General features: G+C 65.9%; 24 protein-coding genes. 10 read left to right on the top strand and 14 right to left on the bottom strand.

Translation table 11 applies throughout. The annotated features are described in order from the left end of the window. The first annotated feature begins 2 nt into the window (after nt 1–2). Together fdhD and G8O24_RS11420 are read left to right on the top strand one after the other, a co-directional pair. Nucleotides 3–833 (top strand): formate dehydrogenase accessory sulfurtransferase FdhD, encoded by an 831-nt coding sequence (gene fdhD / locus G8O24_RS11415; protein WP_188099207.1) that lies wholly within the window; start codon nt 3–5, stop codon nt 831–833. Continuing rightward, nucleotides 820–1,056 (top strand): formate dehydrogenase subunit delta, encoded by a 237-nt coding sequence (locus G8O24_RS11420; RefSeq protein WP_188099209.1) that lies wholly within the window; start codon nt 820–822, stop codon nt 1,054–1,056. The genes fdhD and G8O24_RS11420 overlap by 14 nt, the downstream gene beginning before the upstream one ends. On the opposite strand, the gene G8O24_RS11425 is transcribed toward G8O24_RS11420, so the two are convergent. From G8O24_RS11425 to G8O24_RS11490, 14 genes are all read right to left on the bottom strand, one after another. After that, nucleotides 1,022–4,000 carry a bifunctional [glutamine synthetase] adenylyltransferase/[glutamine synthetase]-adenylyl-L-tyrosine phosphorylase gene (locus tag G8O24_RS11425; RefSeq protein WP_188099212.1) on the bottom strand — a complete coding sequence of 993 codons (2,979 nt, stop codon included), beginning with the start codon at nt 3,998–4,000 and terminating at the stop codon, nt 1,022–1,024. The two genes, G8O24_RS11420 and G8O24_RS11425, sit on opposite strands and share 35 nt — an antisense overlap. Beyond that, nucleotides 3,997–5,457, bottom strand: coding sequence for a sensor histidine kinase (locus G8O24_RS11430; protein ID WP_188099214.1), 1,461 nt, complete (start codon nt 5,455–5,457; stop codon nt 3,997–3,999). Before G8O24_RS11430 ends, G8O24_RS11425 begins: the two co-directional genes overlap by 4 nt. Then, nucleotides 5,441–6,121, bottom strand: a complete 681-nt coding sequence (locus G8O24_RS11435) for a response regulator transcription factor (protein ID WP_188099318.1) — start codon at nt 6,119–6,121, stop codon at nt 5,441–5,443. The genes G8O24_RS11430 and G8O24_RS11435 overlap by 17 nt, the downstream gene beginning before the upstream one ends. A gap of 288 nt (nt 6,122–6,409) precedes the next feature. After that, complete coding sequence (locus G8O24_RS11440; protein ID WP_188099216.1) at nt 6,410–7,987, bottom strand: Do family serine endopeptidase; 1,578 nt, start codon at nt 7,985–7,987, stop codon at nt 6,410–6,412. 223 nt (nt 7,988–8,210) lie between these two features. Further along, the gene (locus tag G8O24_RS11445; RefSeq protein ID WP_188099218.1) at nt 8,211–9,554 is read right to left on the bottom strand and encodes a methyl-accepting chemotaxis protein; all 1,344 of its coding nucleotides are present in this window, start codon (nt 9,552–9,554) and stop codon (nt 8,211–8,213) included. Between the two features lie 149 nt (nt 9,555–9,703). After that, complete coding sequence (locus tag G8O24_RS11450) at nt 9,704–10,186, bottom strand: cytochrome c-type biogenesis protein (protein ID WP_188099220.1); 483 nt, start codon at nt 10,184–10,186, stop codon at nt 9,704–9,706. A gap of 4 nt (nt 10,187–10,190) precedes the next feature. Beyond that, nucleotides 10,191–12,173, bottom strand: a complete 1,983-nt coding sequence (locus G8O24_RS11455; RefSeq protein ID WP_188099221.1) for a heme lyase CcmF/NrfE family subunit — start codon at nt 12,171–12,173, stop codon at nt 10,191–10,193. After that, complete coding sequence (gene ccmE, locus G8O24_RS11460; RefSeq protein ID WP_188099223.1) at nt 12,170–12,691, bottom strand: cytochrome c maturation protein CcmE; 522 nt, start codon at nt 12,689–12,691, stop codon at nt 12,170–12,172. The genes G8O24_RS11455 and ccmE overlap by 4 nt, the downstream gene beginning before the upstream one ends. 37 nt (nt 12,692–12,728) lie before the next feature. Continuing rightward, entirely contained in the window at nt 12,729–13,844 is a 1,116-nt protein-coding gene (gene ccmI, locus G8O24_RS11465; protein ID WP_188099225.1) for a c-type cytochrome biogenesis protein CcmI, read from the bottom strand. Between the two features lie 130 nt (nt 13,845–13,974). Continuing rightward, a complete protein-coding gene (locus tag G8O24_RS11470) occupies nt 13,975–14,244 on the bottom strand; it encodes a hypothetical protein (protein WP_188099320.1) in 270 nt (89 codons plus the stop codon). Nucleotides 14,245–14,344: 100 nt separating this feature from the next. After that, the gene (locus G8O24_RS11475; RefSeq protein WP_188099227.1) at nt 14,345–15,748 is read right to left on the bottom strand and encodes a hypothetical protein; all 1,404 of its coding nucleotides are present in this window, start codon (nt 15,746–15,748) and stop codon (nt 14,345–14,347) included. Nucleotides 15,749–15,897: 149 nt separating this feature from the next. Continuing rightward, complete coding sequence (locus G8O24_RS11480) at nt 15,898–17,274, bottom strand: ATP-binding protein (RefSeq protein WP_188099229.1); 1,377 nt, start codon at nt 17,272–17,274, stop codon at nt 15,898–15,900. A 106-nt stretch (nt 17,275–17,380) separates the two neighbouring features. Beyond that, nucleotides 17,381–18,046 carry a response regulator transcription factor gene (locus G8O24_RS11485; protein WP_063195961.1) on the bottom strand — a complete coding sequence of 222 codons (666 nt, stop codon included), beginning with the start codon at nt 18,044–18,046 and terminating at the stop codon, nt 17,381–17,383. Between the two features lie 230 nt (nt 18,047–18,276). Then, the gene (locus G8O24_RS11490; protein ID WP_188099231.1) at nt 18,277–18,432 is read right to left on the bottom strand and encodes a hypothetical protein; all 156 of its coding nucleotides are present in this window, start codon (nt 18,430–18,432) and stop codon (nt 18,277–18,279) included. A gap of 235 nt (nt 18,433–18,667) precedes the next feature. Here G8O24_RS11490 and ku point away from each other — a divergent pair, with 235 nt between their 5' ends. The 8 genes from ku (at nt 18,668) to G8O24_RS11530 (ending at nt 25,422) form a co-directional block, all read left to right on the top strand. Further along, nucleotides 18,668–19,654: a non-homologous end joining protein Ku gene (gene ku, locus G8O24_RS11495; RefSeq protein WP_188099233.1), complete on the top strand. Its 987-nt coding sequence runs from the start codon at nt 18,668–18,670 to the stop codon at nt 19,652–19,654. Nucleotides 19,655–19,712: 58 nt separating this feature from the next. Beyond that, nucleotides 19,713–19,949 (top strand): hypothetical protein, encoded by a 237-nt coding sequence (locus G8O24_RS11500; protein ID WP_188099235.1) that lies wholly within the window; start codon nt 19,713–19,715, stop codon nt 19,947–19,949. Nucleotides 19,950–20,090: 141 nt separating this feature from the next. Next, nucleotides 20,091–20,321, top strand: coding sequence for a hypothetical protein (locus G8O24_RS11505; protein WP_191093141.1), 231 nt, complete (start codon nt 20,091–20,093; stop codon nt 20,319–20,321). Nucleotides 20,322–20,506: 185 nt separating this feature from the next. Then, a complete protein-coding gene (locus G8O24_RS11510) occupies nt 20,507–20,671 on the top strand; it encodes a Flp family type IVb pilin (RefSeq protein WP_188099324.1) in 165 nt (54 codons plus the stop codon). Nucleotides 20,672–20,776: 105 nt separating this feature from the next. Beyond that, a complete protein-coding gene (locus tag G8O24_RS11515) occupies nt 20,777–22,318 on the top strand; it encodes a thymidine phosphorylase family protein (RefSeq protein WP_188099237.1) in 1,542 nt (513 codons plus the stop codon). Further along, on the top strand, nt 22,315–23,235 hold the full coding sequence (locus tag G8O24_RS11520; protein ID WP_188099239.1) for a ribose-phosphate pyrophosphokinase: 921 nt from the start codon (nt 22,315–22,317) through the stop codon (nt 23,233–23,235). The genes G8O24_RS11515 and G8O24_RS11520 overlap by 4 nt, the downstream gene beginning before the upstream one ends. Next, nucleotides 23,232–24,827 (top strand): MBL fold metallo-hydrolase, encoded by a 1,596-nt coding sequence (locus G8O24_RS11525; protein WP_188099241.1) that lies wholly within the window; start codon nt 23,232–23,234, stop codon nt 24,825–24,827. The genes G8O24_RS11520 and G8O24_RS11525 overlap by 4 nt, the downstream gene beginning before the upstream one ends. 166 nt (nt 24,828–24,993) lie before the next feature. Continuing rightward, the gene (locus G8O24_RS11530; RefSeq protein ID WP_188099243.1) at nt 24,994–25,422 is read left to right on the top strand and encodes a hypothetical protein; all 429 of its coding nucleotides are present in this window, start codon (nt 24,994–24,996) and stop codon (nt 25,420–25,422) included. The last annotated feature ends 58 nt before the right edge of the window (nt 25,423–25,480 follow it).

Below are 25,480 nucleotides of genomic sequence, written 5' to 3' on the forward strand. Positions count from 1 at the left end.
CCATGCACGTGCCGGTGCAGGCCATCGACCGGGAGATCTGGCGCGACGGTGTCGCCTCGGAAGGCGCGCGGCTGATCCCGGAGGAGACGCCGCTGGCGCTGACCTACAATGGCGGCACCTATGCCGTGATGATGGGAACGCCGCAGAATCTGGAAGATTTTGCCGTCGGCTTCAGCCTGGACGAGGGCATTGTCAGATCGGTCGACGACGTCAAGTCGCTCGATGTTGTCAGGCTCGACGACGGCATCGAGCTGCGCATGTGGCTGGCGCCGGATGAGGCCGCGCGCATCAACGAGCGCCGTCGCCATATCGCAGGCCCGACCGGCTGCGGCATCTGCGGGATCGACTCCATTGCCGCGGCCGTGAAGCCGGCGGCGGTCGTCCCGCACGGACAGACCTTCACGGCGCAGCAGGTCATGACGGCGATGCAGGCGATCGCGCCGCTGCAATCGATCAACATGCAGACCCGCGCGGTCCATGCCGCAGCCTTCTGGTCGCCGTCGAATGGCGTTGCCGCCTTGCGCGAAGACGTCGGCCGCCATAACGCCCTCGACAAGCTCGCGGGCGCGCTGGCGCGCAGCCGCACCGACGCAAGCGCCGGCATGGTGCTGCTGACGAGCCGCGTCTCGGTCGAGATGGTGCAGAAGACGGCCGCCATCGGCGCGCCCGTGCTGGTCGCGGTCTCCGCGCCCACCGCGCTCGCGATCCGCACCGCCGCTGCGGCCGGCATCACGCTGATTGCAATTGCCCGCAGCGACGGCTTTGAAATGTTCACGCACCAGGGCCGCATCTCGGCTCATCATGCTCCGGAGATCATCGATGTCGTCGCCTGACCGCCTCGTCTACATGGCCAACCAGATCGGCACGTTCTTCCGCAGCCAGGGCCACGACAAGGCGGTGCCCGGGATCGCCGAGCACATCAAGAAGTTCTGGGATCCCCGGATGAAGCGCGCGATCTTCGCCCATATCGAGGCCGGCGGCGCCGGCCTCGAGCCGAACGTGCTCGAAGCGCTGACCTCGCTCAAGCAGGCGACTTCCCTTCCAGGAGCGCAGTGAACACCCGCCGCACCTCGCTCTGGGTCTCCTTCACCCGCGCCTCCAGCGAGGAGAAGTCCGGCGCATCGCCGGCGCGCGCCATCACGCGCTGGAGATCGGTGCCGGCGGTTTCGGGCTTGAATCGCTCGCTGACGCAAAGACGGAGAATCTGCGTCAAATCGTGATAGAGCCGCGCGGCGGCGCGCAGAATTTCGGTTTCAGGTTGCCCGATCACGCCGAGCCTGCATGCATTTTCCAGCACCTGCAACGTAGAGACGTCGAGAATCTCGGGCTTGTCATGGGCGTAAGCGAGCTGGAGATATTGCGCGATGAAATCGATGTCGACCATGCCGCCCGAGGCATATTTCAGATCCCAATAGTCGGTCTCGCCCTTCTCCTGCGCGATCGCGCGCCGCATGTCGGCGACGTCGCTGGCGATGACGGTGCGGTCGCGACGGCGGGTCAGGACCTCGCGGATGATGCGCTCGATCCGCGCGGCGAATTCGGGCGATGCCGACACCACGCGCGCGCGCGTCAACGCCATATGCTCCCAGGTCCAGGCCTCAACGGCCTGGTAGTCCGCGAAGGAGACGAGGCTCGACGCGACAGGACCTGCGCGCCCCGAAGGCCGCAGCCGCATGTCGATCTCGTAGAGCACGCCGTAATTGGTCCGCGTGGTGAAGGCACTGATCAGGCGCTGGGTGAAGCGCGCGAAGTAATGCGCGCCATGGAGCGACTTCTGACCATCGGAGTCCGGGACGTCGCTGTCGAAATCGTAGAGCAGGATCAGATCGAGATCGGACGACGCCGTCATCTCGCGGCTGCCGAGCCGCCCCATCGCGACGATGGCGGTCTCCTGGCCCTTGATCCGCCCGTGTTGGGCGGCAAAGCGGTCGGCGACGAGGCCGTGCACGGTGTGGACGATGCCCTCGGCGACGTCGGCAAAGGCCGTGCTCGCCTGCTGCGCCGAAACGGTGCCGGACAGGATGCGCGTGCCGATCAGGAACAGGCTCTCCTGCCCGAACAGCCGCAGGCGATCCAGGAACTCCTCGTAGGAGCCCGCGTCCTGCACCGTCGCCGCGAGCCGCGCCGACAATTCCCGACGATCCGGCATGGCACCAAAGAAGCGCGGATCGATCAGGCCATCCATCAGCTGCGGCTGCCGCGCCAGCATCTCGCCGAGCCGGGGGGCCGCGCCAAGCACGAGCGCAACGAGCGCGACGAGATCGCGGTTCTGGCCGAGCAGCGTGATCAGCCGCCCGCCGCGCTGGAGCGCCCTGAGGAAATGGTCGAACGCGACGACGGCGCGATCCGGCTCTTCGGCATGAGCGAGGCCGTCGATCAGGGCCGGCACGAACTCGACGAAGGCGTTGCGCGTGGCCGCGACGCGGAACACGCGATAGTCGCCGGTGATCCAGTCGCGCAAGGTCTGCGCGACGGCGGCAGGCTTCTTGAAGCCGAGCGCCGAAAGGCGCTGGAGCAGGCGCGGATCGTCGGGACCCGCACTGTAGTCGAGCGCCGGCAGGCTTGCCGTGCCGGTCGGATCGTCGCCCTCGAACAGTTTTTCATAGTGGCCCTGGACGATTTCGAGCTGGCGCAGCAGGTCGCGGGCAAAGGCTTCGCGATCGGGATAGCCGAAGAAGCGCGCAAAGCGCTCGACCGCCTCCCTGTCCTCGGGCAGCGCATGGGTCTGCTCGTCGGCGATCATCTGGAGACGGTGCTCGACGCGCCGCAGGAATTCATAGGCCGTGGTCAGCTCGTCGCGCGCCGCAGAGGTGATCCAATTGCTGGAGGCGAGGATGTTCAACGCTGCCAGCGTCGGCCGCACCCGCAATTCCGGATGGCGGCCGCCGGCGATTAGTTGCTGGGTCTGGGCGAAGAATTCGATCTCGCGGATGCCGCCGCGGCCGACCTTGACGTTGTGGCCCTCGACCGCGATCTCGCTCTGGCCGCGATAGGTCTGCATCTGCCGCTTCATGTCGTGCACGTCGGCGAGCGCGGCGAAATCGAGGTGCTTGCGCCAGACGAAGGGCGCGATCTCGGCAAGCAATGCCTCGCCCGCTTTGGCATCGCCGGCGCAAGCACGCGCCTTGATCATCGCGGCCCGCTCCCAGGTGCGCCCTTCCCGCTCGTAGTAATGCAGCGCGGCGTCGCGGGAGATCGCGACCTGCGTCGAGGACGGATCCGGTCGCAGGCGCAGATCGACACGGAAGACATAGCCGTCATAGGTGCGCTGCTGGAGGATGCGCGCCATGCCCTGCGTCACCCGGACGAAGAACGGCTGCGGCTCGATGTCGGGGGCGAGCGTCGTCGCATCGGGATCGAAGAACACGATGAGATCGATGTCGCTGGAATAATTCAACTCGCCCGCGCCCATCTTGCCCATGGCGAGCACGATCAGGCCGCAGCCTTGTTCGGGCGCCTCGGGATTGGGCGGGGAGAGCTTGCCGCGTGCGGCTTCCTGCCGCAGCAGATATTGCAGCGCCGCCTGCACCGAGGACACCGCGACGTCGGTCAGCGCCGCCGTCACCCGCATCACCGGCCAGACGCCGCCGATGTCGCAGAGCGCGGTCAGGAGCGCGGCCTCCGCCTTCATGCGGCGAAGCAGGCGCATCACCTCGGCTTCGTCAGTTGCCGCGAGCACCGCGCCCCGCGCCTCGGCGATCAGCGCCGCCAGATGCGCATCCGGATCGCATTCGAGCAGCCGGATCAGGCGCTGCGGATCGGCGCGCGCCAGGTCGAACAAATAAGGCGAGAATTCCGCGATCCCGGCGAGAATGTCGCGGGCAAAAGGATGCACCAGCAGGGTTTCCAGACGGGCCTGATGTGCCGGCTCGAGCTCGGCCAGCCAGCCCTCGAAACGTCGTTCGTCTGATCTGGAAGCGACAATATGGGGAGCCTCCGCGAAGCGCGCGGCGAGGCTCTCACCATGCTTGCCCGCGTTTCCCGGCGCGGATTGGTTCATGCCACCTTCTGTGGCACATCCGGCGTTGGCGGAGCAACCCTGTCGCCGGCGGCGGCCCGGGCCGGTAGCACCAGCGTGGCGACAAGACCGGGCTGGGCATCGCCCAGCCGCAATTCGCCACCATGCAATGTCGCAACCGCCGAGGCGAGACTGAGGCCGAGGCCGGAGCCCGGCAGCGTGCGGCTGGCTTCCAGGCGCACGAATCGCTCGACCGCATGCTTGCGGTCGGCTTCGGGGATGCCGGGACCGCGATCGGTGACGCTGAGCAGCACCTGATCGCCCTCCCGCTTCGCCTCGATCGTGATCTGCCTGGAGTCCATGCTGACCACGGTTCCGCCCGTCTGTGCGACCGGCTTGCCGTACTTGATCGCATTCTCGACGAGATTGGCCAGCGCCTGGCTGATCAATTCGCGATTGGCGTGAACCGGCGTGGGCTCGCACCTGACCTTCAAGGTCATGCCGTCTTCTTCCGCGAGCGGCTCGTAGAGTTCGTGGATGCCGCCTGCGACCTCGGCTGCATCGAAATCATCCATGTTGCCGCGCGCCTGGCCGGACTCGGCACGCGCGATCATCAACAGCGCGTTGAAGGTGCGGATCAGCCCGTCGGATTCCTCGATGGTCCGCTCCAGCGCGGCGCGATAGTCAGCCTCGCAACCGGATTTCGCCAGCGCCTCCTCGGCACGGTTGCGCAGGCGCGTCAGCGGCGTCTTGAGGTCGTGGGCGATGTTGTCGGAGACCTCCTTCAGCCCCGCCATCAGCGCCTCGATCCGCTCCAGCATGGCGTTGAGGTTCTCGGCGAGACGATCGAGCTCGTCACCGCTGCGGCCAACCGGCAGGCGCTCGCTGAGGTCGCCGGTCATGATCCGATGTGCGGTGCCGCTCATCGCATCGATGCGCGTCAGCACCCTGCGCGCGACGAAGACGCCGCCGCCGAGGCCGAGCACGACCACGATCAGGATCGACCATTGCGCGGCCTTGGCGACGATGACGAACAGGCGCCGCCGCTCGGCGAGATCGCGGCCGATCAAGAGGCGGAAGCCATTTTCCAATTCGGTGACGCGAACGAGCGCACGATGGTCGCGGTCATCCGTATCCTCGATCCGCCGATAGGCGGTCTCGGACCAGCCAATGGTCGCCATCACGCCCGGTGCCAGCGAGCCGACATTGCCCGCGATCGCCTGGCCCGTGGGCGAGGTGACGAGGTAGAGATTGGCGCCAGGCCGCAATGACCGGTACTCGATCGTGCGTGCGAGGCCGACCAAGCCGCGGCGATCATAGATCACGTTGATCTCCGAGGTCTCCGCGTTCACCGTCTGGGTGATTTCCTCGGTGATCAGCCGCCGCGTATTCCAGGCGAAATAGCCGAGCAGCGAGGCCGCGAACATCGCGAACAGCAGCAGATAGACCAGCGTCAGCCGGAACGCCGTGGTGCGGACGAGTTTACCGAATGCCGTCACGGATCATGTACCCGGCGCCGCGGATCGTGTGCAGCAGCGGCCGCTCGAATCCCTTGTCGATCTTGGAGCGCAGCCGCGAAATGTGCACGTCGATCACGTTGGTCTGCGGATCGAAATGGTAGTCCCAGACGTTCTCCAGCAGCATGGTGCGCGTCACCACCTGGCCTGCGTGCTTCATGAGGTATTCGAGCAGACGGAATTCGCGCGGCTGCAGCGTCAGCTCGTCCTTGCCGCGGGCGACGCGGTGCGAGAGCCGGTCGAGCTCGAGGTCGCCGACACGGTAGAGCGTGTCCTCGGCAGGTCCGCCCCGGCGCCGCGACAGCACCTCGACGCGGGCGAGAAGCTCGGCAAAGGAATAGGGTTTTGGCAGATAATCGTCGCCGCCGGCGCGCAGGCCCTTGATGCGGTCGTCGACCTGCCCGAGCGCGGAGAGAATCAGCACCGGCGTCGTGTCGCCCTTGTCGCGCAGCGCGCCGATCAGCGACAGGCCGTCGCGCTTGGGCAGCATGCGATCGACCACCAGCACGTCGTAATCGCCACTCTCGGCCATGGCGAGACCCTCCTCGCCGTCGGCGGCGTGGTCGGCAATGTGTCCGACCTCGCGAAACGCCTTCACGAGATAGTCGGCGGATTCGCGGTCGTCTTCGATGATGAGCAGGCGCATCGTGCGTTCAGCGGCGGTCAAGGAGGTCAACCTTCTCTAAACATGGCGCGAGCGGCAATCGCATGCAAGCCAAGCGAATGGGACTCTGGGCGGGGAAAAAGGCGGGCGGTGAAGCTGGGGGGACCTCACCGCCCTAGGCCTTCCGACGGAGGGGGGCGTATTTCCACCGGAAGGTAGGTGTGGGGAGCGAGCGTTGCGCTGCTCCCCGGAAGGGCGCCGTCGGCGGGGGCGACTGATGCCGGCGACACCCTTCATCTCGTTCGTCTCCTGCGGGCTCAGCCCTTGACGTCAGCCTTTGGCGATGGGCACCGCGACGAAGCGCGACTGGCCGCCGCTCTTCACGCGCATCAGGACACTGTTCTTGTTGTCGGTCCGCGCCGTATTGATGGCGTCGCGGACGTCGCCGGCGGTGCTCACGCTCTTGCCGCCGACCTCGAGAATCACGTCGCCCTCCTTGAAGCCGCGCTCGGCAGCAGCGCTTTTCGGGTCGACTTCGGTGACGACGACGCCGTCCTTGCCGGCGCCGGCCACCGAATTGGCGGGCGCAACGGTCATGCCGAGCTTCGGCACATCGGTGCCCTTGCTCGCGCTCTTGCCGCTGTCGTTGTCGATGTCGGCCTTGGCCTCGACCGTGTTTGGCAGCTGGCCGAGGGTGAGGTTCAAGACCTTGTCCTGGCCCTTGTGCAGGACGTTGAGCTTGACGGACGCGCCGGGTGCCATGCCGCCGATGGTGCGGGCAAGCTCGCGGGCGTCCTTGACCGATTCACCGTTGACCGAGGTGATCACGTCGCCCGACTCGATGCCGGCCTTCGCCGCCGGACCATCCTTCTGCGGCTCCGCCACCAGCGCACCTTCGGCCTTCTTCATGCCGAGGCTGTCGGCGATGTCTGACGTCACCGGCTGGATCTGGACGCCGATCCAACCGCGGCTGACCGAGCCCTTGTCCTTGAGCTGGGCGACCACGCTCTTCACGGTGTTCGCAGGAATCGAGAACGCGATGCCGACGCTGCCGCCCGAGGGCGAGTAGATCGCGGTGTTGACGCCCATTACCTCGCCGTCGGTGTTGAAGGCCGGACCGCCGGAATTGCCCTTGTTCACGGGCGCGTCGATCTGGATGAAATCGTCATACGGGCCGTTGCCGATGTCGCGGCCGCTGGCCGAGACGATGCCGGCGGTCACGGTGCCGCCGAGGCCGAACGGGTTGCCGACCGCAAGCACCCAATCACCGATCCGCGGCTTGCCGTCGGCAAGCTTGGCAAACGGGAAGCTGGAGCCGCCCTCGACCTTGATCAGCGCGAGGTCGGTGCGCTGGTCGGTGCCGATCACCTTGGCGCTGTAGGTCTTGCCGTCGTCGGTGGTGACCTCGACCTTGTCGGCGCCGTCGACCACGTGGTTGTTGGTCACGGCATAGCCGTCGGCGGAAATGAAGAAGCCGGAGCCCTGGCCCTGCACGACGCGGCCACGACCGCCCCGCTGGCCCGGGAAGCCATCAGGACCGCCGAAGCGGCGGAAGAAGCGCTCCATCGGCGAGCCCGGCTGGAAGGGCGACGCGGAATCATCGCCGTCGTCGTTGCTCGCGGTCTTCTCCTTGATGTTGACCTTGACCGAGATCACCGAGGGCTTCACCCGTTCGACGATGTCGGCGAAACCGATCGGACGCTCGACCTTCTTGACCTCGTTGTTGACCTGCGCATGCGCCGGGCTGGAGAACAGGTCGGCCGGCGAGGTCGACGGGCTGAAGCCATGGACGGCGATACCAAGGCCGGCGACGACCGACGCCAGCAGCGCGATTTTGCGGGCTGAGAACACCGACCGGCGGGGCTGCCGGTAGGACGGAAGGTTCGTGAGATCGGGACGGTCGGTCATGCAGAGGTCTCCAGGGCCTTGAATTCTTTCGGTGCCCGATGGCGGCACCTTACGGACCTGAAGATGGGGACTGCCGCCTTACCGCGCGCTGACGGCGGGGTTAAACTTTCGTAATAAAGAGCGCGTCGCTATGCGGCGGTTTATCGCAGGCCAAAAGCCACGCTCTTGCAGGAACTTAACGGGGTTCCGGCGATACGCAAAAAAGCGCGCCCTTTCCGCCCCGTCAGCTCGCCCTGACGCTGATGATGAATTCGTCGACTTCGCGCTTGAGGGTCTCGGCCTGTTGCGACAGCTCGACGGCGGAGTCCCGCGCTTCTGCCGCCATGCGGCCGGTCTCGGCCGAGGTCGAGGTGATCTGGACGATGTGGTTGGACACGTCGAGCGTCCCGCGCGCGGCGTCCTGGACGCTGCGGCTGATGTCCTGCGTGGCGGTGCGCTGTTGGGCGGTGTCGACCTCGATGCCGGACATGATCGACGAGATCTCCGACAGCGTCTTCGAGATGGCGTCGATCGCCCCGCGCGTCTCCGCGGTGATGCCCTGGATGCTGGCGACGTGCGAGGTGATTTCCTCCGTTGCCTTGCTGGTCTGATGCGCCAGGCTCTTCACTTCGGAGGCGACGACGGCAAAACCCTTGCCCGCCTCCCCTGCCCGCGCCGCCTCGATCGTGGCGTTGAGCGCCAGAAGGTTGGTCTGCGATGCGATCGCCTGAACCAGCTGCACGACCTCACCGATCTTGTCCGCGGCATCCGACAGCGTGTGGATGGTATCGCGGCTCTTCTCGGCCTGCGTCGCCGCGCCCTCGGCCCGCTGGGTCGCATCCGTGACGCGGCGGCTGATCGTCCCGATCGAGGTCGTCATCTCCTCCGCCGACCCTGCCACCGTCTGCACGCTGGCGCTGGCCTGGCTGGCGCCGCTCGCAACCGCCTTGGCCTTGGTGCTGGTGTCGTTGGCGGTCTGCGACAGCGTCTCGGCGTTGCGCTTCAAATGCACCGCCGACGACGCCACGCTGTCGACGACGCTGGCGACGAGCTCGTTGAAACTCCTGATCCGGGCGTCGAGATATTTCGATCGCTCGGCCTGGTGCTGCGCTTCGTGCAGCTGCTGCTCGGTCAGACGGCGCCGCTCGATCCCGCCCGTCTTGAATATTTCCAGCGCACCGGCGAGCAGGCCGATCTCGTTGGTCCCGCCAAGGCCCGGCACGACCGTCTCGAATTTCTGGTCGGCGACCTCGCGCATGGCATGCACGATCGCCGCCAGCGGATGGAGGATGCCATTGCGCACGGCAAACCAGGTGGTGAGGCAGATCGCGAAGGCGACAACCGCGATCACGCCACAAGCGACCAGGAAGTAGGAGAACGCCGTTTGTGCCTGCTGGTAGACCTGCATTGCGTGCTCGCGCGCAGGACCGCTCAGCGCGGCAAAGTCGGACGACAGGCTGGTGATCTCGTTGTTGAGATACAGCACCGCAACGAAGCCGGTACCGCCTCCGATGCCCAGCAGGAACAATAATGCAGCGACGACGGCGCCGACCAGAAAGCGGATCGTCAGATTGCTGTTCGTGAACATGGAGACTCAGCGCCTGGAATGAAATCTTGCGACAAGCTTCCAGACAAAGGTCAATATAGCATGAAATGGGCAACCGCGCCTGGCGGGGTACGTATCACTACGTAGACTGACGCGGTTTGGGTCGCCAGAACTTCACTAGGAGGACTTGCCTAGGAAGACTTGGCTTCGTCCGTCATCAACGCGGCAAGCCGGGCCTCTTCGTCCGACGTCAGCGGCGGCATCGGTACCTCTGCACCGCTTTGGGAGCGGCGGCGATTTTGCCGCCAGAGCGCAAAGCCGCCGGCGGCAAGCAGCAGCGGCGCGAGCAACCACAACAGGATGGTCTGGCGTTCGAAGCGCGGCTTCAGCAGGACGAACTCGCCGTACCGCGCGACCAGGAAGTCGAGCACCTCGCCATTGCTGTCGCCGGCCGCGATCCGCTCCCGCACCAGAAGCCGCAGATCACGCGCGAGCGGCGCGTCGGAATCGTCGATCGATTGGTTCTGACAGACCATGCAGCGCAGCTCACGCGACAATTCGCGCGCGCGCGCTTCCTTCGCCGGGTCGGACATGATCTCGTCGGGCTGCACGGCGTGCACCGCAGGCAAAGACAGCAGCATCAGCGCGACGATCGCGGCCATCATCCGGCGCATCGGCTCACTCCGCCGGCTGCAGGCGTTGCTTGGCCCGCGCGGGCTTGGGCGCACCCACCCGCAGCCTTCGGTCGGACAGCGACAGCATGCCGCCGAACGCCATCAGCACCGGCCCCCACCAGATCATCAGCACCATCGGCTTGTGATAGATGCGCACGGCGATGCCGCCCTCGGCCGTGACGTCACCGAGCGAGATGTAGAGCTGGCTGGCGCCACGTGTCAGCAGCGCGGCCTCGGTCGTCGAGGACCCGCGCGTGGTGAAACTGCGCTTCGACGGCGTCATGACGCTGAGCGCTTCGCCGCCCCTGCTAACGTTGAACTGCGCGATCATCTCGCGGTAGTTCGGTCCCTGGCGCTCGAGCAGACCGTCGAGCTTCAGATCATAGCCGGCGACCTGCGCGACGTCGTTCGGCTTCATGGTCGCGATATATTCGCTGTTCCAGGTGGTCTCGCAGACGATCCCGATCAGCGCCACCCCGAGACCGGCATGGGCAAACGCGGTGCCCCAGGCCGAACGCGGCAGGCCGCGGGCGCGGTGCACCACCGTTGCGAAAGGCAGCCGAGCGAGACCGGTCCGCTCGACGATGTCGGTGACGGCGCCGGCGATGACGAAGACGCCAAGTCCGATCGCGAGCGGCGCCAGCGCGCTGCCACCACGTGTCCAGGCCCAGACGAGGGCGACAATGACGAGACCTGCGACGCCCGCCGCGAGCAGGCGCTGCGTCACGCCGAGCAGGTCGCCGCGCTTCCACGCCAGCATCGGGCCGAATGGCACGGCGAGCAGCAGCAGGGCAAACAGCGGGGCGAAAGTGAGGTTGTAGAAGGGTGCGCCGACCGACATCTTGAAGTCGGCGAGCATCTCCATCGCCAGCGGATAGAGCGTTCCGAACAGCACGACCGCACAGGCCACCGTGAGCAGCAGATTGTTCAGCACCAGCGCGCCCTCGCGCGAGATCGGCGCGAACAGGCCGCCCTGCTTCAACGAGGTCGCACGCCCCGCGAACAGCGACAGGCTGCCGCCGATGAAAAGGCAGAGGATCAGCAGGATGAAGACGCCGCGGGTCGGATCATTGGCGAAGGCGTGCACGGAGGTGATGACACCCGAGCGCACCAGGAAGGTGCCGAGCAGCGACAGCGAGAAGGTCAGGATCGAGAGCAGGATGGTCCAGACCTTCAACGCGTTGCGTTTCTCCATCACCAGCGCCGAATGCAGCAGCGCGGTGCCTGCGAGCCACGGCATCAGGGAGGCGTTCTCGACCGGGTCCCAGAACCACCAGCCGCCCCAGCCGAGCTCGTAATAGGCCCAGTAGGATCCCATCGCGATGCCGAGCGTCAGGAAGATCCAGGCCACCAGCGTCCACGGCCGCACCCAGCGCGCCCAGGCCGCATCGATCCGCCCCTCGATCAGCGCCGCGATCGCAAAGGAGAACGAGATCGAGAAACCGACATAGCCGAGATAGAGCATCGGCGGATGCACGGCGAGGCCGATGTCCTGAAGCACCGGATTGAGATCGCGCCCCTCGATCGGCGGATTGACGATGCGCAGGAACGGATTCGAGGTGACCAGGATGAAGAGATAGAACGCGCTCGCGATCCAGGCCTGGACGGCGAGCACATGCGCGCGCAGCGACAGCGGCAGATTGTTGCCGAAGGCCGCGACCAGCCCGCCGAACAGCGCCAGGATCGACACCCAGAGCAGCATCGAGCCTTCATGATTTCCCCACACGCCGGTGATCTTGTAGATCAGCGGCTTCATGGAATGCGAATTCTCGTAGACATTGGCGACGGAGAAATCCGAGTTCACATGCAATGTCACGAGCGCGATGAACGACGCGCCGACGAACAGCAGCTGCGCCAGCGCGGTGGAGCGCGCCACGTTCATCAGCGCGGGATCGCGCAGGCGCGCGCCGATCACCGGTACGAAGGACTGGATCAGCGCCAGCGCGAGCGCCAGCACCAGCGCATAATGTCCGGCTTCCGCGATCACCGCACCGCTCCCTGCGAACTACCCTGCGCCGTCGTCGCCGCCGGCTTGGGGCCGCCCGATGCTTTGTCAGCTGCCTGGGCGCCGTAATCGTCCTTCCAGTGCCCCTGCTTCTTGAGGGCATCGGCGACATCCTTGGGCATGTAGGTCTCGTCGTGCTTGGCAAGCACCGTGTCGGCCTTGAACACGCCGGCGGCATCGAGGGCGCCTTCGGCGACGACGCCCTGCCCCTCCCGGAACAGATCGGGCAGGATGCCCTTGTAGGCCACGGGCAGCTTGGCGCCGCCGTCGGCGACTTCAAACGTCACCGCGAGATTGTCGCCGCGCTGGAGCGAGCCGGGCTGCACCAGGCCGCCGAGGCGAAAGCGCTTGCCGGGCGGAACGTGCTTCTCGGCAACCATGGTCGGGGTCGAGAAGAACACAATGGAGTCGCGCAAGGCATTGAGCACCAGCGCGGCGGCAAGCGCGAGAACGGCGAGCGAGCCGCCGATGATGGTCATACGTCGCTGCTTGCGCGTCATGGCGTATCCGTTCTCCGCTCCTCCCGGGCTGCGACAATCATCCGTCGAGCCCGAGAGTCTTGAGGCCTTCGTTGAGCTGGCGCAGCCGCTCGGAATCCCTGGCGACCGCCTGACGGGCGTCGGTCGAGGCGCCAACCGCCTTGTCGCGATCGCCCATCACCAGATAGGCGCGCACCAGGCGCAACCAACCCTCGACATCGTCGCCGTTCTGCTTGAGCCGCGTGGCGAGACGCTCGACCATGCCGCGGATCATCGCATTGCGATCGCCCTCGTTCATGTCCTTGGAGGCCGCGATCGTCTGGTCCGACAGGGCCGGCATCGTCACGCCGCCACCGCCGACCCGCGCGAGCGAGGTCTGCACCAGCGGTCGCCACGGTGCATCGGCCGGTGCCTTTGCCAGCAGCGCGCGCCAGATGTTGGCAGCGTCATCCTTGCGGCCGTCCTGCTCGGCGGCGAGCCCGAGAAAGTAGTTCGCCTTCGGATCGTCGGCGTTCAGCGCGTGGGCACGCTCGAACTCGGTCTTGGCTTCCGCCGTCACCACGCCACCGGCAGCCGCTGCGATCGCTTCTCCGAGATCGGACCTGCGTTCCGCGCTCTCGCCGTTATAGGTGATCGAATTGCGGTAGGCGCGCACGGCCTCATCGAAGCGGCCGAGCCGCTCCAACACCGGCGCAAGCACGTTCCAGCCGCGGCCATCGGCCGGATTCTTCTCGAGGTGTTGCTGGACCTGAACGACGAGGTTCTCGAGCGATTGGGCCATGCCCGAGCCCGCCCCGCGCTCGCGCTCGGCCAGCGGAAAGTCACGAAGCGCCGGCGATCCGAGCGGAACGTAGACCGCAATCGCCACCAGCGGCAGGCCGACCAGCGCCAGCACCGCAGCTGTACGGCGCCATTTGAGATTGGATGCCGGCGCCAGCACCGGCTCGCTGCTATCGGCGGCAAGCAGCCGACGGCCGATCTCGACACGGGCGGCTTCGGCCTCCGGTGCCGCGATCAGCCCTGCGGTGAGATCACGCTCGATCTCGGCCAGTTGGTCCTTGTAGACCGCGACCTCGCTGCCCTGACTTTGATCGCGCCCGCCACGGCCGAGCGGCCAGAGCACGGCGAATATCGCCGCGACGGTCATCAGCGCGAACACGAACCATATCGTCATCTGGCAAACTTCCGGCGGCGCCTGAACCGCGCCCATCGGTGGCTTTACACCACGGCCGGACGATGCGGCAATTGACAATTGTCAATTCAGCGCGAGCGCAGCGGGTCCGAAACGGTGGAAATCCAACGGCTTAGCTGATCTCGAAGTCCGCGCTTTGAGCGGCATCCTCGCCGTGCCCGTTGAGAGCCCTCAAGAAGTACGTTCCCGGCCGGATGGCGTCAGGCAATCTGATGCGCAACGCCCCGACGGGAACCGGCGATGCGACCCTCGTGGTGGTCTCCGGCAGCTGCCGACCGCTCGCTTTCTCGACCAGCATCACCTTCGCACCGACCATCAGCCTTTGGTACTTGGCAACGATGACGCGGTTTTCGATTTCAATGGAGCTGATAACGGGTTTCATGCGCCTACAGATAGAAATTCCAAAAGCTTGCACCGTGACCGTAGGCCCCACAACCGGCGCGGTCAATCATAAATTGTACTCGTAAAGAGATGCGCTTGAATCAGCCCGCGCGCGTCGATTTGCGCTCGCCTGTCGCCGCGTTCTCCGCGGCACGGCTCATCAGCGAGGCATAGTCGTCGCCGAACAGCACTTGGCAGAAGCGGATCGCGGCCTGCACCTGCTGCTGCCGATAGGTTCGGACCTTGTGATCGGCGGCACGCAGCGACTGCACCAGCTGCTCGGTCGATCGTTCGACATATTGCTGGAGATCGGAATAGGTGCGCAGCGTTACCTCGTTGATCGCGAGCTCGCTGGCATAATTGCGGCAGGTGGCGACGAAGTCGATCAGCGCGACGGTTTCCTCGACCTCGGTGGTGTCGATCCGCGCGCCCGGCGGAATGTCCTTCTCGGGACGTTGGCGCAGGATGCGGCGGACGCGGCCCGGAACGCTGTCGATCTCCGATTGCAGGGCGTTGGAGATGTCGGCCCGGATCGAGGTCAGCTGCTTGCCCCAGGCGGAATCGTTGCGCAGATCGAGTTCCGTGCGCAGGCCGCGGACGCCGTCATGCAGCGCCTTGAGATTGTCGGCGACGGTTTCGAAATGACCGCGTTTGATGTCCATGCGCAAATTGGCGGCAACGCGGGACAGATCGTGCAAGGCCATCGTGACTGCGACGCCATAGGGCGTGGCCGCGACGCGGATCTCGTCGTCGGACGCCGCGATCTTGATCGCAAGGCGAATGATCTGCCACGGCGCGGTCATGCGCTGGACCACCACCGACAGCGCAAAGGGCAGCATCTGGGGGGTCTGGAGCACGGGAATATTGAGTGCTGAAGTCACCGAGGCGATCTGCGGATCGCCGAACTGGCGCAGGAAGCGCGGCAGCTTTTCATTGAGCGTGCCGAGGGCCTCGCGAACGGCGAGCACCGCGCCGATCGAATAGAGGTCCTCGATCACGTTGGGCGGACCGACGCGGGCGAGCGCGCGCGACTTGTCACCGCCGCCCGGCCCCGTCAGCTCGGCGATGGCATCGGCGGCCACCGCCTGGAGCTTGAGCGCCAGCGCCTCGACCTGCCCCGCATTGTCCGAAGCCGGCATGCGCGCCAGCGCCGTCTCGAATTCGGCGACCTTGTCCGGGGCACCGTCGCGGCCGAGCCATTGCCAGATCGGCTGCAGCGAGGATCGGCGAATCTGTCCGACCCGGATCGGCGCGCCGGCCTCGACCAGGAACGGTTCCACGACCTGGAACAGCAGCCGCGACAGATCATCGGTTCGCGGCGCAGGAGCGTCCTCGGCCTCGGTCTTGCGCACGATCTTGCGCAGCTGTTCGAGCACGAGGGTCGCCACGGCCGTGTCCTGGCCGCGCTCGAGCGCGCGCTCGAACTCCCGCATCAGCAGCGCCTGCGCCTGCGGCGGGAGCTGCGCGAGATATTCCCTCAGCCGCTCGATCGATGTCTGGCTCATGCGCCCGGGTAATGCACGGTAAAATGGCGGACGAAAGGATGCGTCCCCACCGATCATAGGTGGCGGCGCCTTAAGAAGCCGTTGAGGAAGTCGCTCCGAAATCCCAGGGTTTCGCCCGGAAGCCCAAATAATCGTTTGGGATCAGAGGATTATATTCCCGGCAGCACCAGCTCGGCGCGCAGGCCCCCGATCGGCGCACGGCCGAGGGTGAGGCTGCCGCCGTAGAGCGCGGCAAGGTCGGTCACGATCGATAGCCCGAGCCCCGAGCCCGGCTTGGACTCGTCGAGGCGCTGGCCGCGCCGGGAGACCTGGGCCCGCTCGGCTTCCGAGAGACCCCGCCCATCGTCATCGACGATGAGCCGCAGCCTGGGGCCTGCCCCCGCCTGCTGCGGGGCTTCCACCAGGACCTCGATGAAGACGCGGGAGGCCGCCCATTTGCAGGCATTGTCGACGAGATTGCCGACCATCTCCTCGAGATCCTGCTGCTCGCCCCGGAATTTCGCCGAGGGATCCGCCTTGGCCTCAACGGCGATGCCGCGACCGCGGTAAATCTTCTCCATGGTCCGCCGCAGCCCTTCGATGGCGGGGGCAACCTCCGTCACGGTGCCGACGATCGAGACCCTGGCCGCGATGCGGGCGCGCTCCAGATGATGGGCGAGCTGGTTGCGCATCACGTCCGCCTGCTCCATCACCTTGGCTGCGAACGGATCGGCCGCGTGCGTTCCGGCCTCGTTGACGATGACGGACAGCGGCGTCTTGATCGCGTGGGCGAGATTGCCGACATGGGTGCGGGCGCGCTCGACGATCTCCCTGTTGGCATCGATCAGCGCATTGGTCTCGCGCGCAAGCGGCGCGATCTCGACCGGGAATTCGCCCTCGAGCCGCTCGGCCCGCCCGGAGCGGATGTCTGCGATGGCTTCCGAGATCCGCTTGAGCGGCGCGAGGCCGAAGCGGACCTGAAACACCGTCGTCAGCAGCAGAACGATGCCGAGCGCGGTGAAGGTGCCGCCAAGATAATAGTCGAAACTGCGCGTTTCATCGAAGATCTCGGTGTCGTCGCCGGCGACGCTGACCAGGTATTTGCCATCGCCGCCGAGATCGACCGGGCGTTCGACCATGCGCAGGTTCTGGCCTTCCGGCCCGTCGACATAAGCGAGGCGAATGCCGGCGGCGGTGAGCTCGGTGCCCAAATCTTCCAGCTTCGGCAGCTTCTTGTCCCAGAGCGAGCGCGAGGATCGCACCTCCGGCTTCTCGGTGTCGGTGCGCGTGATCTGCCAGTACCAGCCGGACAGCGGCAGCTCGAACAAGGGTTCGCCGAGCGACTGGAACTGGCGGTCCGGCGGCTCGTCGGGCGTCGCAACCTCGGCGATCAGGGTGCGCAGATAAAGGTTCAGCCGGCGGTCGAAGGCGCGCTCGGTCGCGTTCTTGTAGACCGACGACAGCACCACGCCCGTTATGGCCAGGATCACCACGAGCCAGGCGGTCGCCGACAGGAACAGGCGGTTCGCGAGCGAGCTGGCGGGCATCGGAATGATCCCGGGGGCGCGAGGAGGTGGCATGGCGTCGGCGGTCATATCAGGACCAAGGCCCGTGTCGGGCCGCCCGTCAAGCCGGGATCCTTCGGAAGGCGCCTCAGGCCGCCGGCGGGGTCAGGAGATAGCCGAGGCCGCGGACGGTCTGGATGATGTCGACGTCGAGCTTCTTGCGGATACGGCCGACGAAGACTTCAATCGTGTTGGAGTCGCGGTCAAAGTCCTGGTCGTAGAGATGCTCGACCAGCTCGGTGCGCGACACCACGCGGCCCGAATGGTGCATGAGGTAGGCGAGAAGCCGATATTCGTGCGAGGTCATCTTGACGGGATTGCCTGAGACGCTGACCCGTCCGGTGCGGGTGTCGAGCGTCACGGGGCCGCAAGACAGCTCGCTCTGAGCGTGGCCTGTGGAGCGGCGCAGCAGCGCGCGGATGCGCGCCAGCACCTCCTCGAGATGGAACGGCTTTGGCACGTAATCGTCGGCGCCGGCATCGAAGCCCTGGACCTTGTCGCTCCAGCGGTCACGCGCGGTGAGAATCAAGACCGGCATGGTGCGGCCGTTGCGGCGCCAGGCCTCCAGCACCGAGATGCCGTCCTTCTTCGGCAGGCCGATATCGAGCACCACGGCGTCATACGGTTCGTTGTCGCCGAGATAGTGCCCCTCCTCTCCGTCGAAGGCGCGGTCGACGACGTAGCCGGCGTCCGTCAGCGCCTTGGTGAGCTGGCGATTGAGATCGGGGTCGTCCTCAACAACAAGCAGGCGCACGCTTCTCTCCAGAAATAGGTCGCATGAACACCACACCAGAAGAGCAATTGCGGCGTGAACTGAATATGAACGCGGGGAACTGCCTGCGTTACTTTTTAGTCATATACGATGTCTCGCGCACAGATGCGACTGCGCCCGCCAGACCACCGGACGGGCCGGAGGCATGGCGGGCGCAATGGTGCCGCGCGTGACGCGAGTCGGAAGGTCCGCCCTTCCCGTCTGTTCGCCCGTCAGGTTCGGAAGAACACGAACCAGATGACGGCAAGGATCAGGATGGCAAGCCCGGTCGAGATGGCGAGCAGCGCGGCCACCGACGGCCCCGGTTCGGCCTGGCGCGCCTCGGTCGCGGTTTCGACGATCTGATGGTCCTCGCGCGTGGTTGCCATGGTGACCTCAATCTCTGGATGTCGCCTCCCAAGGCCGCGACCTTATCGCAGCCCCTATGTCGTGGGCCAACGCCCGATCCGATTTGATGTTCCGACTTTTGGCACTGGACCGGGCCGAACCGGGTGGTCAGCGACTGGTTAACGCAGTTGCAAGATTCTGCGCGAACCTGTGTATGATTCGGTGTTCCCCGATGGTATTCTCATAAGTCTGTCCCCGTTGCGTTTGGAGTAGCCCATGGCCCCCCGCGCCAATTGGAAGGGTTTTCTGCGTCTGTCGCTCGTGACCTGTCCGGTCGCGCTGTATCCGGCCACATCGGATACCGAGAAGGTCTCGTTCAACCAGATCAACCGCAAGACCGGCCACCGGATCAAATATCTGAAGGTCGACGCCGAGACCGGCGACGAGGTGACCTCCGAGGACATCGTCAAGGGCTACAAGGTCGACACCGACACTTACATCGAGGTCACCAAGGACGAACTCGACGATATCGCCCTAGACTCGACGCACACGATCGAGATCGACGAGTTCGTGCCGAAGGCCGACATCGACAACCGCTACCTCATCCGCCCCTATTATCTCGTGCCGGACGGCAAGGTCGGCCACGACGCCTATGCTGTGATCCGCGAGACCATCCGCAGCATGGACAAGGTCGCGATCGGCCGCGTGGTGCTGACCAATCGCGAGCACATCATCGCGCTCGAGCCGCTCGAGAGCGGCCTGATGGGCACGCTGCTGCGCTACCCTTACGAGGTCCGCAGCGAGAAAGAATACTTCGACGACATCCAGGACGTGAAGCTGACGAAGGACATGCTCGACCTCGCCAAGCACATCGTCGAGAAAAAGTCCGGCGCATTCGAGCCCGAGCTGTTCGAGGATCATTACGAGACCGCGCTGATCGATCTCATCAACAAGAAACGCGCGGGCACGCCGATCGCCGCGAAGGCGACGCCGAAGAGCGGCGGCAACGTCATCAATCTGATGGACGCGCTGAAAAAGAGCCTCGCGAGCGAGAAGGACACGGCTCCCGCGGCGAAGGTCGCCAAGGAGACCGTCAAGGAGACCGTCAAGGCCAAGAAGCCGAAGAAGCGCGTCGAAGGCCAGCGCGAGATGCTGCTGCCGATCTCCGGCAAGGGCGGCAAGGACGCAGCAGCCAAGGAAGCGACACCGAAGAAGGCCGACAAGCCGGTGCGCGCAACGACACGAACCAAGAAGGCCGGCTGACGGCATCGCATCGCCGGTCACGCCGTGACGTCCCCCCTCACCGACCGCGCGGCCTGACATGCCCTGGTCGACGCTGTTCGACGATCCGATCGGATTGCGCGGCGGCGCCAAGTTGCGCACGCTGCAAGAGGCCGCCGACTTCATCATGCGGCTGCCCGAGACCGAGCAGCAGGAGCCGCGCTGGCAGATCGCAATCGAGATGCTGATCAATGCGGCCGAGACCGGCGGCGGCTGGTTGATGTTCGCCCGCATCGGCATGCTGCGCGCGTTGAGCGCGAATGCCCGAAATCGCTGAGCCACGATCGGCTTGCTTGCCGATCGGTTGGGCGAACAGCCTCAACAATTCCTTAAGCGGCCGGGTCGCTTTCAGGACCGGGATGCGATCTTGCCGCACCCGGGTATTCCTACGGGACCGCAAGTTAACCGTTGATTGCCCTTGCGCGCACCATGGTTCGGGTACCGAACAATCAGGGTTCGCACGACCGTGCCGCAGCAGAACGCGACAAAGAACTACATCGGCATCGTGAACGACAGGGCCGAGGAAGAGCGCATCGCCAGTACGGCCGTCCGGGTGCAGCCGCATGTCGTCAGCTATCTGGTCGGGTGCCTCGCGGCCGCGCTGGGGCGGCCGCGCAAGGGCGCGCCGGGACCGACCACCACGGGCTGAGCGCGGCCGGTTCGGTTCATTTCAATTGGATCGTGAAACCTCCGATTAACGGCTATTCCGTTAAGACATGTCAGGCCGGCTCGACCGCACCCGCCTTTATTGATGCGCGCAAGCGCCTCGTCGATCACTTTACGACTTTGATAACGCCGCGCGCCTACATTGGACCGGATGAAGAGGAGTTGGCGATGATTTTGCTTAGATCTTTTCTTGCCGATGAGAGTGCCGCCACCGCGATCGAATACGGTCTCATCGCCGCCGGCATCGCGCTCGCCATCGTCACCATCGTGACCAACACCGGCAGCGTCCTCCTCACCAACAAGTTCGAGTCGATCAGCACGGCCACGAAGTAGCGCCATCTCGCAATCGGCCGCCGGTCTCGCCGACCATGATCTGAGTCAAGCGCGCCGGAACGGCGACAGCTAAGCATAACGGACCCAGCCTCCTGCGGTCCGTTCATGCATCCAGATCCCTCACGCTCCCAGCTCAAAATACGCCGTGTCCATCTCGATACGGGCCGCGAGAACGTCGTCGTCGTTTCCAGGCGGTCAAAGGCGCTGCGCGCGGACATCTTTCGCGGCTTCAGCCGCGTCGAGCTGCGTCTCGACGACAAGACGCTGCTGGCGACGCTCCTGATCACCGATGACGATGCATTGGCGGCACCCGACGAGATCGGCCTCTCCGAGCCTGCCTTCCGCCGCTTCGCCAAGCCGGTCGGCACCCCGGTCACGGTCGCGCCGGCCTCGCCTCCGGAAAGTCTCGAAGCCGTACGCGCCAAGATCCGCGGCCAAACACTCGACCAGGCGCAGATCGGCGCGATCATCAACGACCTCGCACATTTTCGCTATTCCGACATGGAGATCGCCGCCTTCCTGATCGGCTCGGCGAGCTTCATCACCAGTGACGAGCTCCTCGCGCTGACCGGCGCCATGGCCCAGGCCGGCACCCAGCTGGTGTGGCCGGACCCGGTCGTGGTCGACAAGCACTGCATCGGCGGCATTCCCGGCAACCGCACCTCGATGGTCGTGGTACCGATCGTCGCCGCTCATGGTTTGCCGATCCCGAAGACCTCCTCGCGCGCCATCACCTCGCCGGCCGGAACGGCCGACACGATGGAGGTGCTGGCGCGGGTGAATGTCGGCGTGGAGGAGATGAAGTCGATCGTCTCGTCCTGCAACGGGTGCCTGATCTGGGGCGGGCATGTGAACCTGTCGCCCGCCGACGACGTCCTGATCTCGGTCGAGCGCCCGCTCAGCCTGGACACCCGCGAGCAGATGGTCGCCTCGATCATGTCGAAGAAGATCGCCGCGGGCTCGACGCACCTGTTGATCGACATCCCGGTCGGACCGACCGCGAAAGTCACCACGGCCGTCGAGGCGATGCGGCTGCGCAAGCTGTTCGAATTCGTCGGCGACCGGTTCGGCCGCGCGGTCGAGGTGATCACCACCGACGGCCGCCAGCCGATCGGCAACGGCATCGGCCCCGTGCTCGAGGCCAACGACGTCATGGCCGTGCTCGGCAACGAAACGGATGCGCCGCGCGATCTGCGCGAGAAGTCGCTGCGGCTCGCCGCGCATTTGCTCGAATACGACCCGAAGCTGCGCGGCGACGCCGGCTATGCACGCGCCCGCGAGCTGCTCGAGAGCGGCGCCGCTTTGAAACAGATGCAGAAGATCATCGACGCCCAGGGGCCATCGAAATGCAGCACCGAGCTCGGACCCAGCAGTTTCGACGTCAAGGCGGCGCATGACGGGGTGGTGTCCGCGATCGACTGCCTGCGCCTGAACCGCCTCGCCCGCACCGCCGGTGCTCCGCTCGACAAGGGCGCCGGCATTCGCCTGTTCAAGAAGATCGGCGACCGCGTCGAGCAGGGCGAGCCGCTCTATCGCGTCTACACGTTCGACGGCCCGGAGCATGATCTGGCCGCGTCTGCCGCCCAGCGGGAGACCGGCTACGTCCTCAACGGTCATGAGGTTCTCCAGACCAGGGCGCAGTCGTGAAGACCATCGCGCTTCAAACCCTGCCCTCCGGCGCCACTGCCGCGAAACGGCTGGCGGCACGGCTTGAGCTCCCCTGCGACGAGATCGCCCTGAACCGCTTTCCGGACGGCGAACTCCGCGTGACCGTCGCGCCTCCTGCAGACACCACCATCCTCTATGCGCCGCTCGATCACCCCAACGACAAGCTGATCGCCCTGCTGTTCGCCGCGGAGGCGCTGCGGCGCGGCGGCGCCCGGCGGTTGGTGCTGGTTGCCCCCTATCTCTGCTACATGCGGCAGGACACCGCGTTTCATCCAGGCGAAGCCATCAGCCAGCGCGCCATGGGCCGTCTGCTTACGACGCTCGTGGACCGAATCGTCACGGTGGACGCCCACTTGCACCGTTCTCCCGACATAAAGTCCGTGTTTCCAGGCATCGAGGCGGAGAACCTGTCCGCGATGCCGGCGATCGCGGATGCGCTTGCCGCCGGCGGCATCGATTCCGAAACCGTCGCGATCGGTCCCGACGCGGAGTCCGAGCCCTGGGTCAGGGACCTCGCGGCGCGGCTCGGCCTGCAGCACACCGTCGCGCGCAAGGCGCGGCATGGCGATCGCGCCGTGGAGATTGAGTTTGCCGATCCCACGCTGCTGCGGGGCCGGCCGGCGCTGATGATCGACGACATCGTGTCGTCGGGGACCACGCTGATGGTCGCCGCGAGGACGCTGCGGGCGATCGGCGCCACCGCCGTCGATGCCGTCGTGACGCATGCGCTGTTTCCTGCCGCAATGGTTGCCGCATTCACCGACGCCGGCATCCGTTCAATCCGTTCGACCGACAGCGTGCCGCATCCAACCAACGCGATCACGCTCGAAGAGACGCTCGCGATGGCCTTGTGGCCCGAGCTCAGCACGACACATTCGCCGGAGACGACAAGATGAGCATCACCGTTCGCTTCTGCGGGGCCGCCCGCACCGTGACCGGCTCCAGCTATCTGTTCCAGACTGCCGCCGGCGCCTTCCTGGTCGATTGCGGCCTGTTCCAGGGGCCGAAGACGCTCAAGGAGCTCAATTACGGCGCCTTCCCTTTCCGTCCCGCCAACATCCGGGCAGTCTTGCTCACGCACGCCCATATCGACCACAGCGGATTGCTGCCGAAGCTCGTGCGCGAAGGATTTGCGGGGCCGATCCTGGCGACGCGGGGCACGATCGACCTCTGCTCCTACATGCTGCCGGACGCGGGCAGCATCCAGGAGTCCGAAGTCGCCCAGCTCAACCGGCGCAACAAGGCACGCGGCCGCCAGGAGGTGCAGCCGATCTACACGCAGGCCGACGCGGTGGCATCGCTGCAATCGTTTCGCCCGGTCGACTACGAGCGCTGGACGCCCGTGATTCCGGGGGTCCGCGCGCGCTACTGGAACGCCGGCCATTTGCTCGGCTCCGCCTCGATCGAGCTCGAGATCGCCGAGCAAGGCGCGCCGCGTCCGCTTCGCGTGCTGCTGTCCGGCGACGTCGGACCCGAGGCAAAGCTGCTGCAGCCCGACCCCGAAGCGCCTGTTGACCTCGACTATGTGATCTCCGAATCCACTTATGGCGACCGCGTCCGCGCCGCCACGACGCCTGCTCTGCGCCGGCAGCACCTCGCCGCCGAGGTGCGCGATGCGGCGGCGGCCGGGGGCGCGCTGCTGATCCCCGCCTTTGCGGTCGAGCGTACGCAGGAGCTGATCGTCGATCTCGTCGATCTGATGGAGCATGGCGAGATTCCGACCGCGCCGATCTTCCTCGATTCCCCGCTGGCGATCCGCGCCACCGAAGTGTTTCGCCGGCACGCCGCGAGCCTCGACCCCTCGGTCGACGCCGAACGCCTGCTCAACTCCCCACATCTCAAATTCACCGAGACCGCGGAGGAGAGCAAGGCGATCATGCGCCTCAGTGGATTCCACATCATCATCGCGGCAAGCGGCATGTGCGATGCCGGCCGCATCCGCCATCACCTGAAACGCTGGCTGTGGAACGAGCGCGCGACCGTGCTGCTCGCCGGCTTCCAGGCCAACGGCACGCTCGGCCGTTTCCTGCAGAACGGCGCCAAGGCGGTGCGGATCCAGGGCGAGGAAATCAGGGTCGCCGCGCGAATCCGCATGATCGACGAATATTCCGGTCACGCCGACGGCGCCGGCATGGCTGGCTGGATCGCGGCGCGCCGCCCCATCGCCCGCGGGCTGTTCCTGGCCCACGGCGAGGAGAACGCCATCGCGGGCCTTGCCGAACGCGTCGCCGAACGCATCATTCCGGCGGCGAAGGTCTACCAGCCGATGCTGGACGACATCTATGAGCTCGCGGCTGCCGAACCGCGGATGATCGATGTCGATCATCGTCGGCGGCTCGCGCCTGAGGCCGTGACGCATCTTGACTGGCACAACGAGATGTCCGAGCTGACGCTCGACATCAACGACAGGCTTGCTGCGGCCGCCGACGATCGTGCCCGCGGCGTCATCATTCGGAGACTGCAGCGGGCGTTGCAGGAGAATGGATAGAGGCCGCTCGACGCATTGAGAGCCGCGAACTCCTCCTCGATCGTGGTCGCGAGCGGTCGCCCCTATTTTCGTCAACTTTGACGGCCATGTCAGTATTGATATTCTCCACCTCTGGCGTGAAAAGCCTTACTGTCAATCGTTGACCAAAACCGCTTGATGGACGCCGATGAGACGCGCGACGCTGTTAGCTCTTGGCCTCATGTTGATTGGCACCTCCTTGCCGGACGACGCGCGAGCTCAGAATTCCGCCACGCCGCCGGTCTCGCTCGCCCCACCCAATGCAGCTGCGCCGCATGCGAACGCCAAGAAATCCAAGCCCAAGGGTCAACCGGCCCTGGTGACCAGCGATAGAGCGCCGGCAGCCGGCATGGAGCCGTCGCCGCCTGTGATCGGTGCCCCTGCGGCGATGCCGAACCCGGCCGCCGACTACGACGGCTTCAGCGCCAGTACGGACGACAATGACGCACCCAGCCAGGTGACGCCGCCTGCAAGGTCCCGCGCCGCGAAGGACTCCGGCCTCGATGCGCAGACATTGGTCGATCAGGAAGACGAGGCGCTGAAGCGCAAGCTGACGATCTGCAAGAGCTGCAAATAGGAAGCCCGGCAGCTCGCTGCATAGCTGACTGTCACTTGCTCACGCTTTACCCTTCCCC

This window comes from Bradyrhizobium campsiandrae, assembly GCF_014529705.1.
Taxonomy (GTDB): domain Bacteria; phylum Pseudomonadota; class Alphaproteobacteria; order Rhizobiales; family Xanthobacteraceae; genus Bradyrhizobium; species Bradyrhizobium campsiandrae.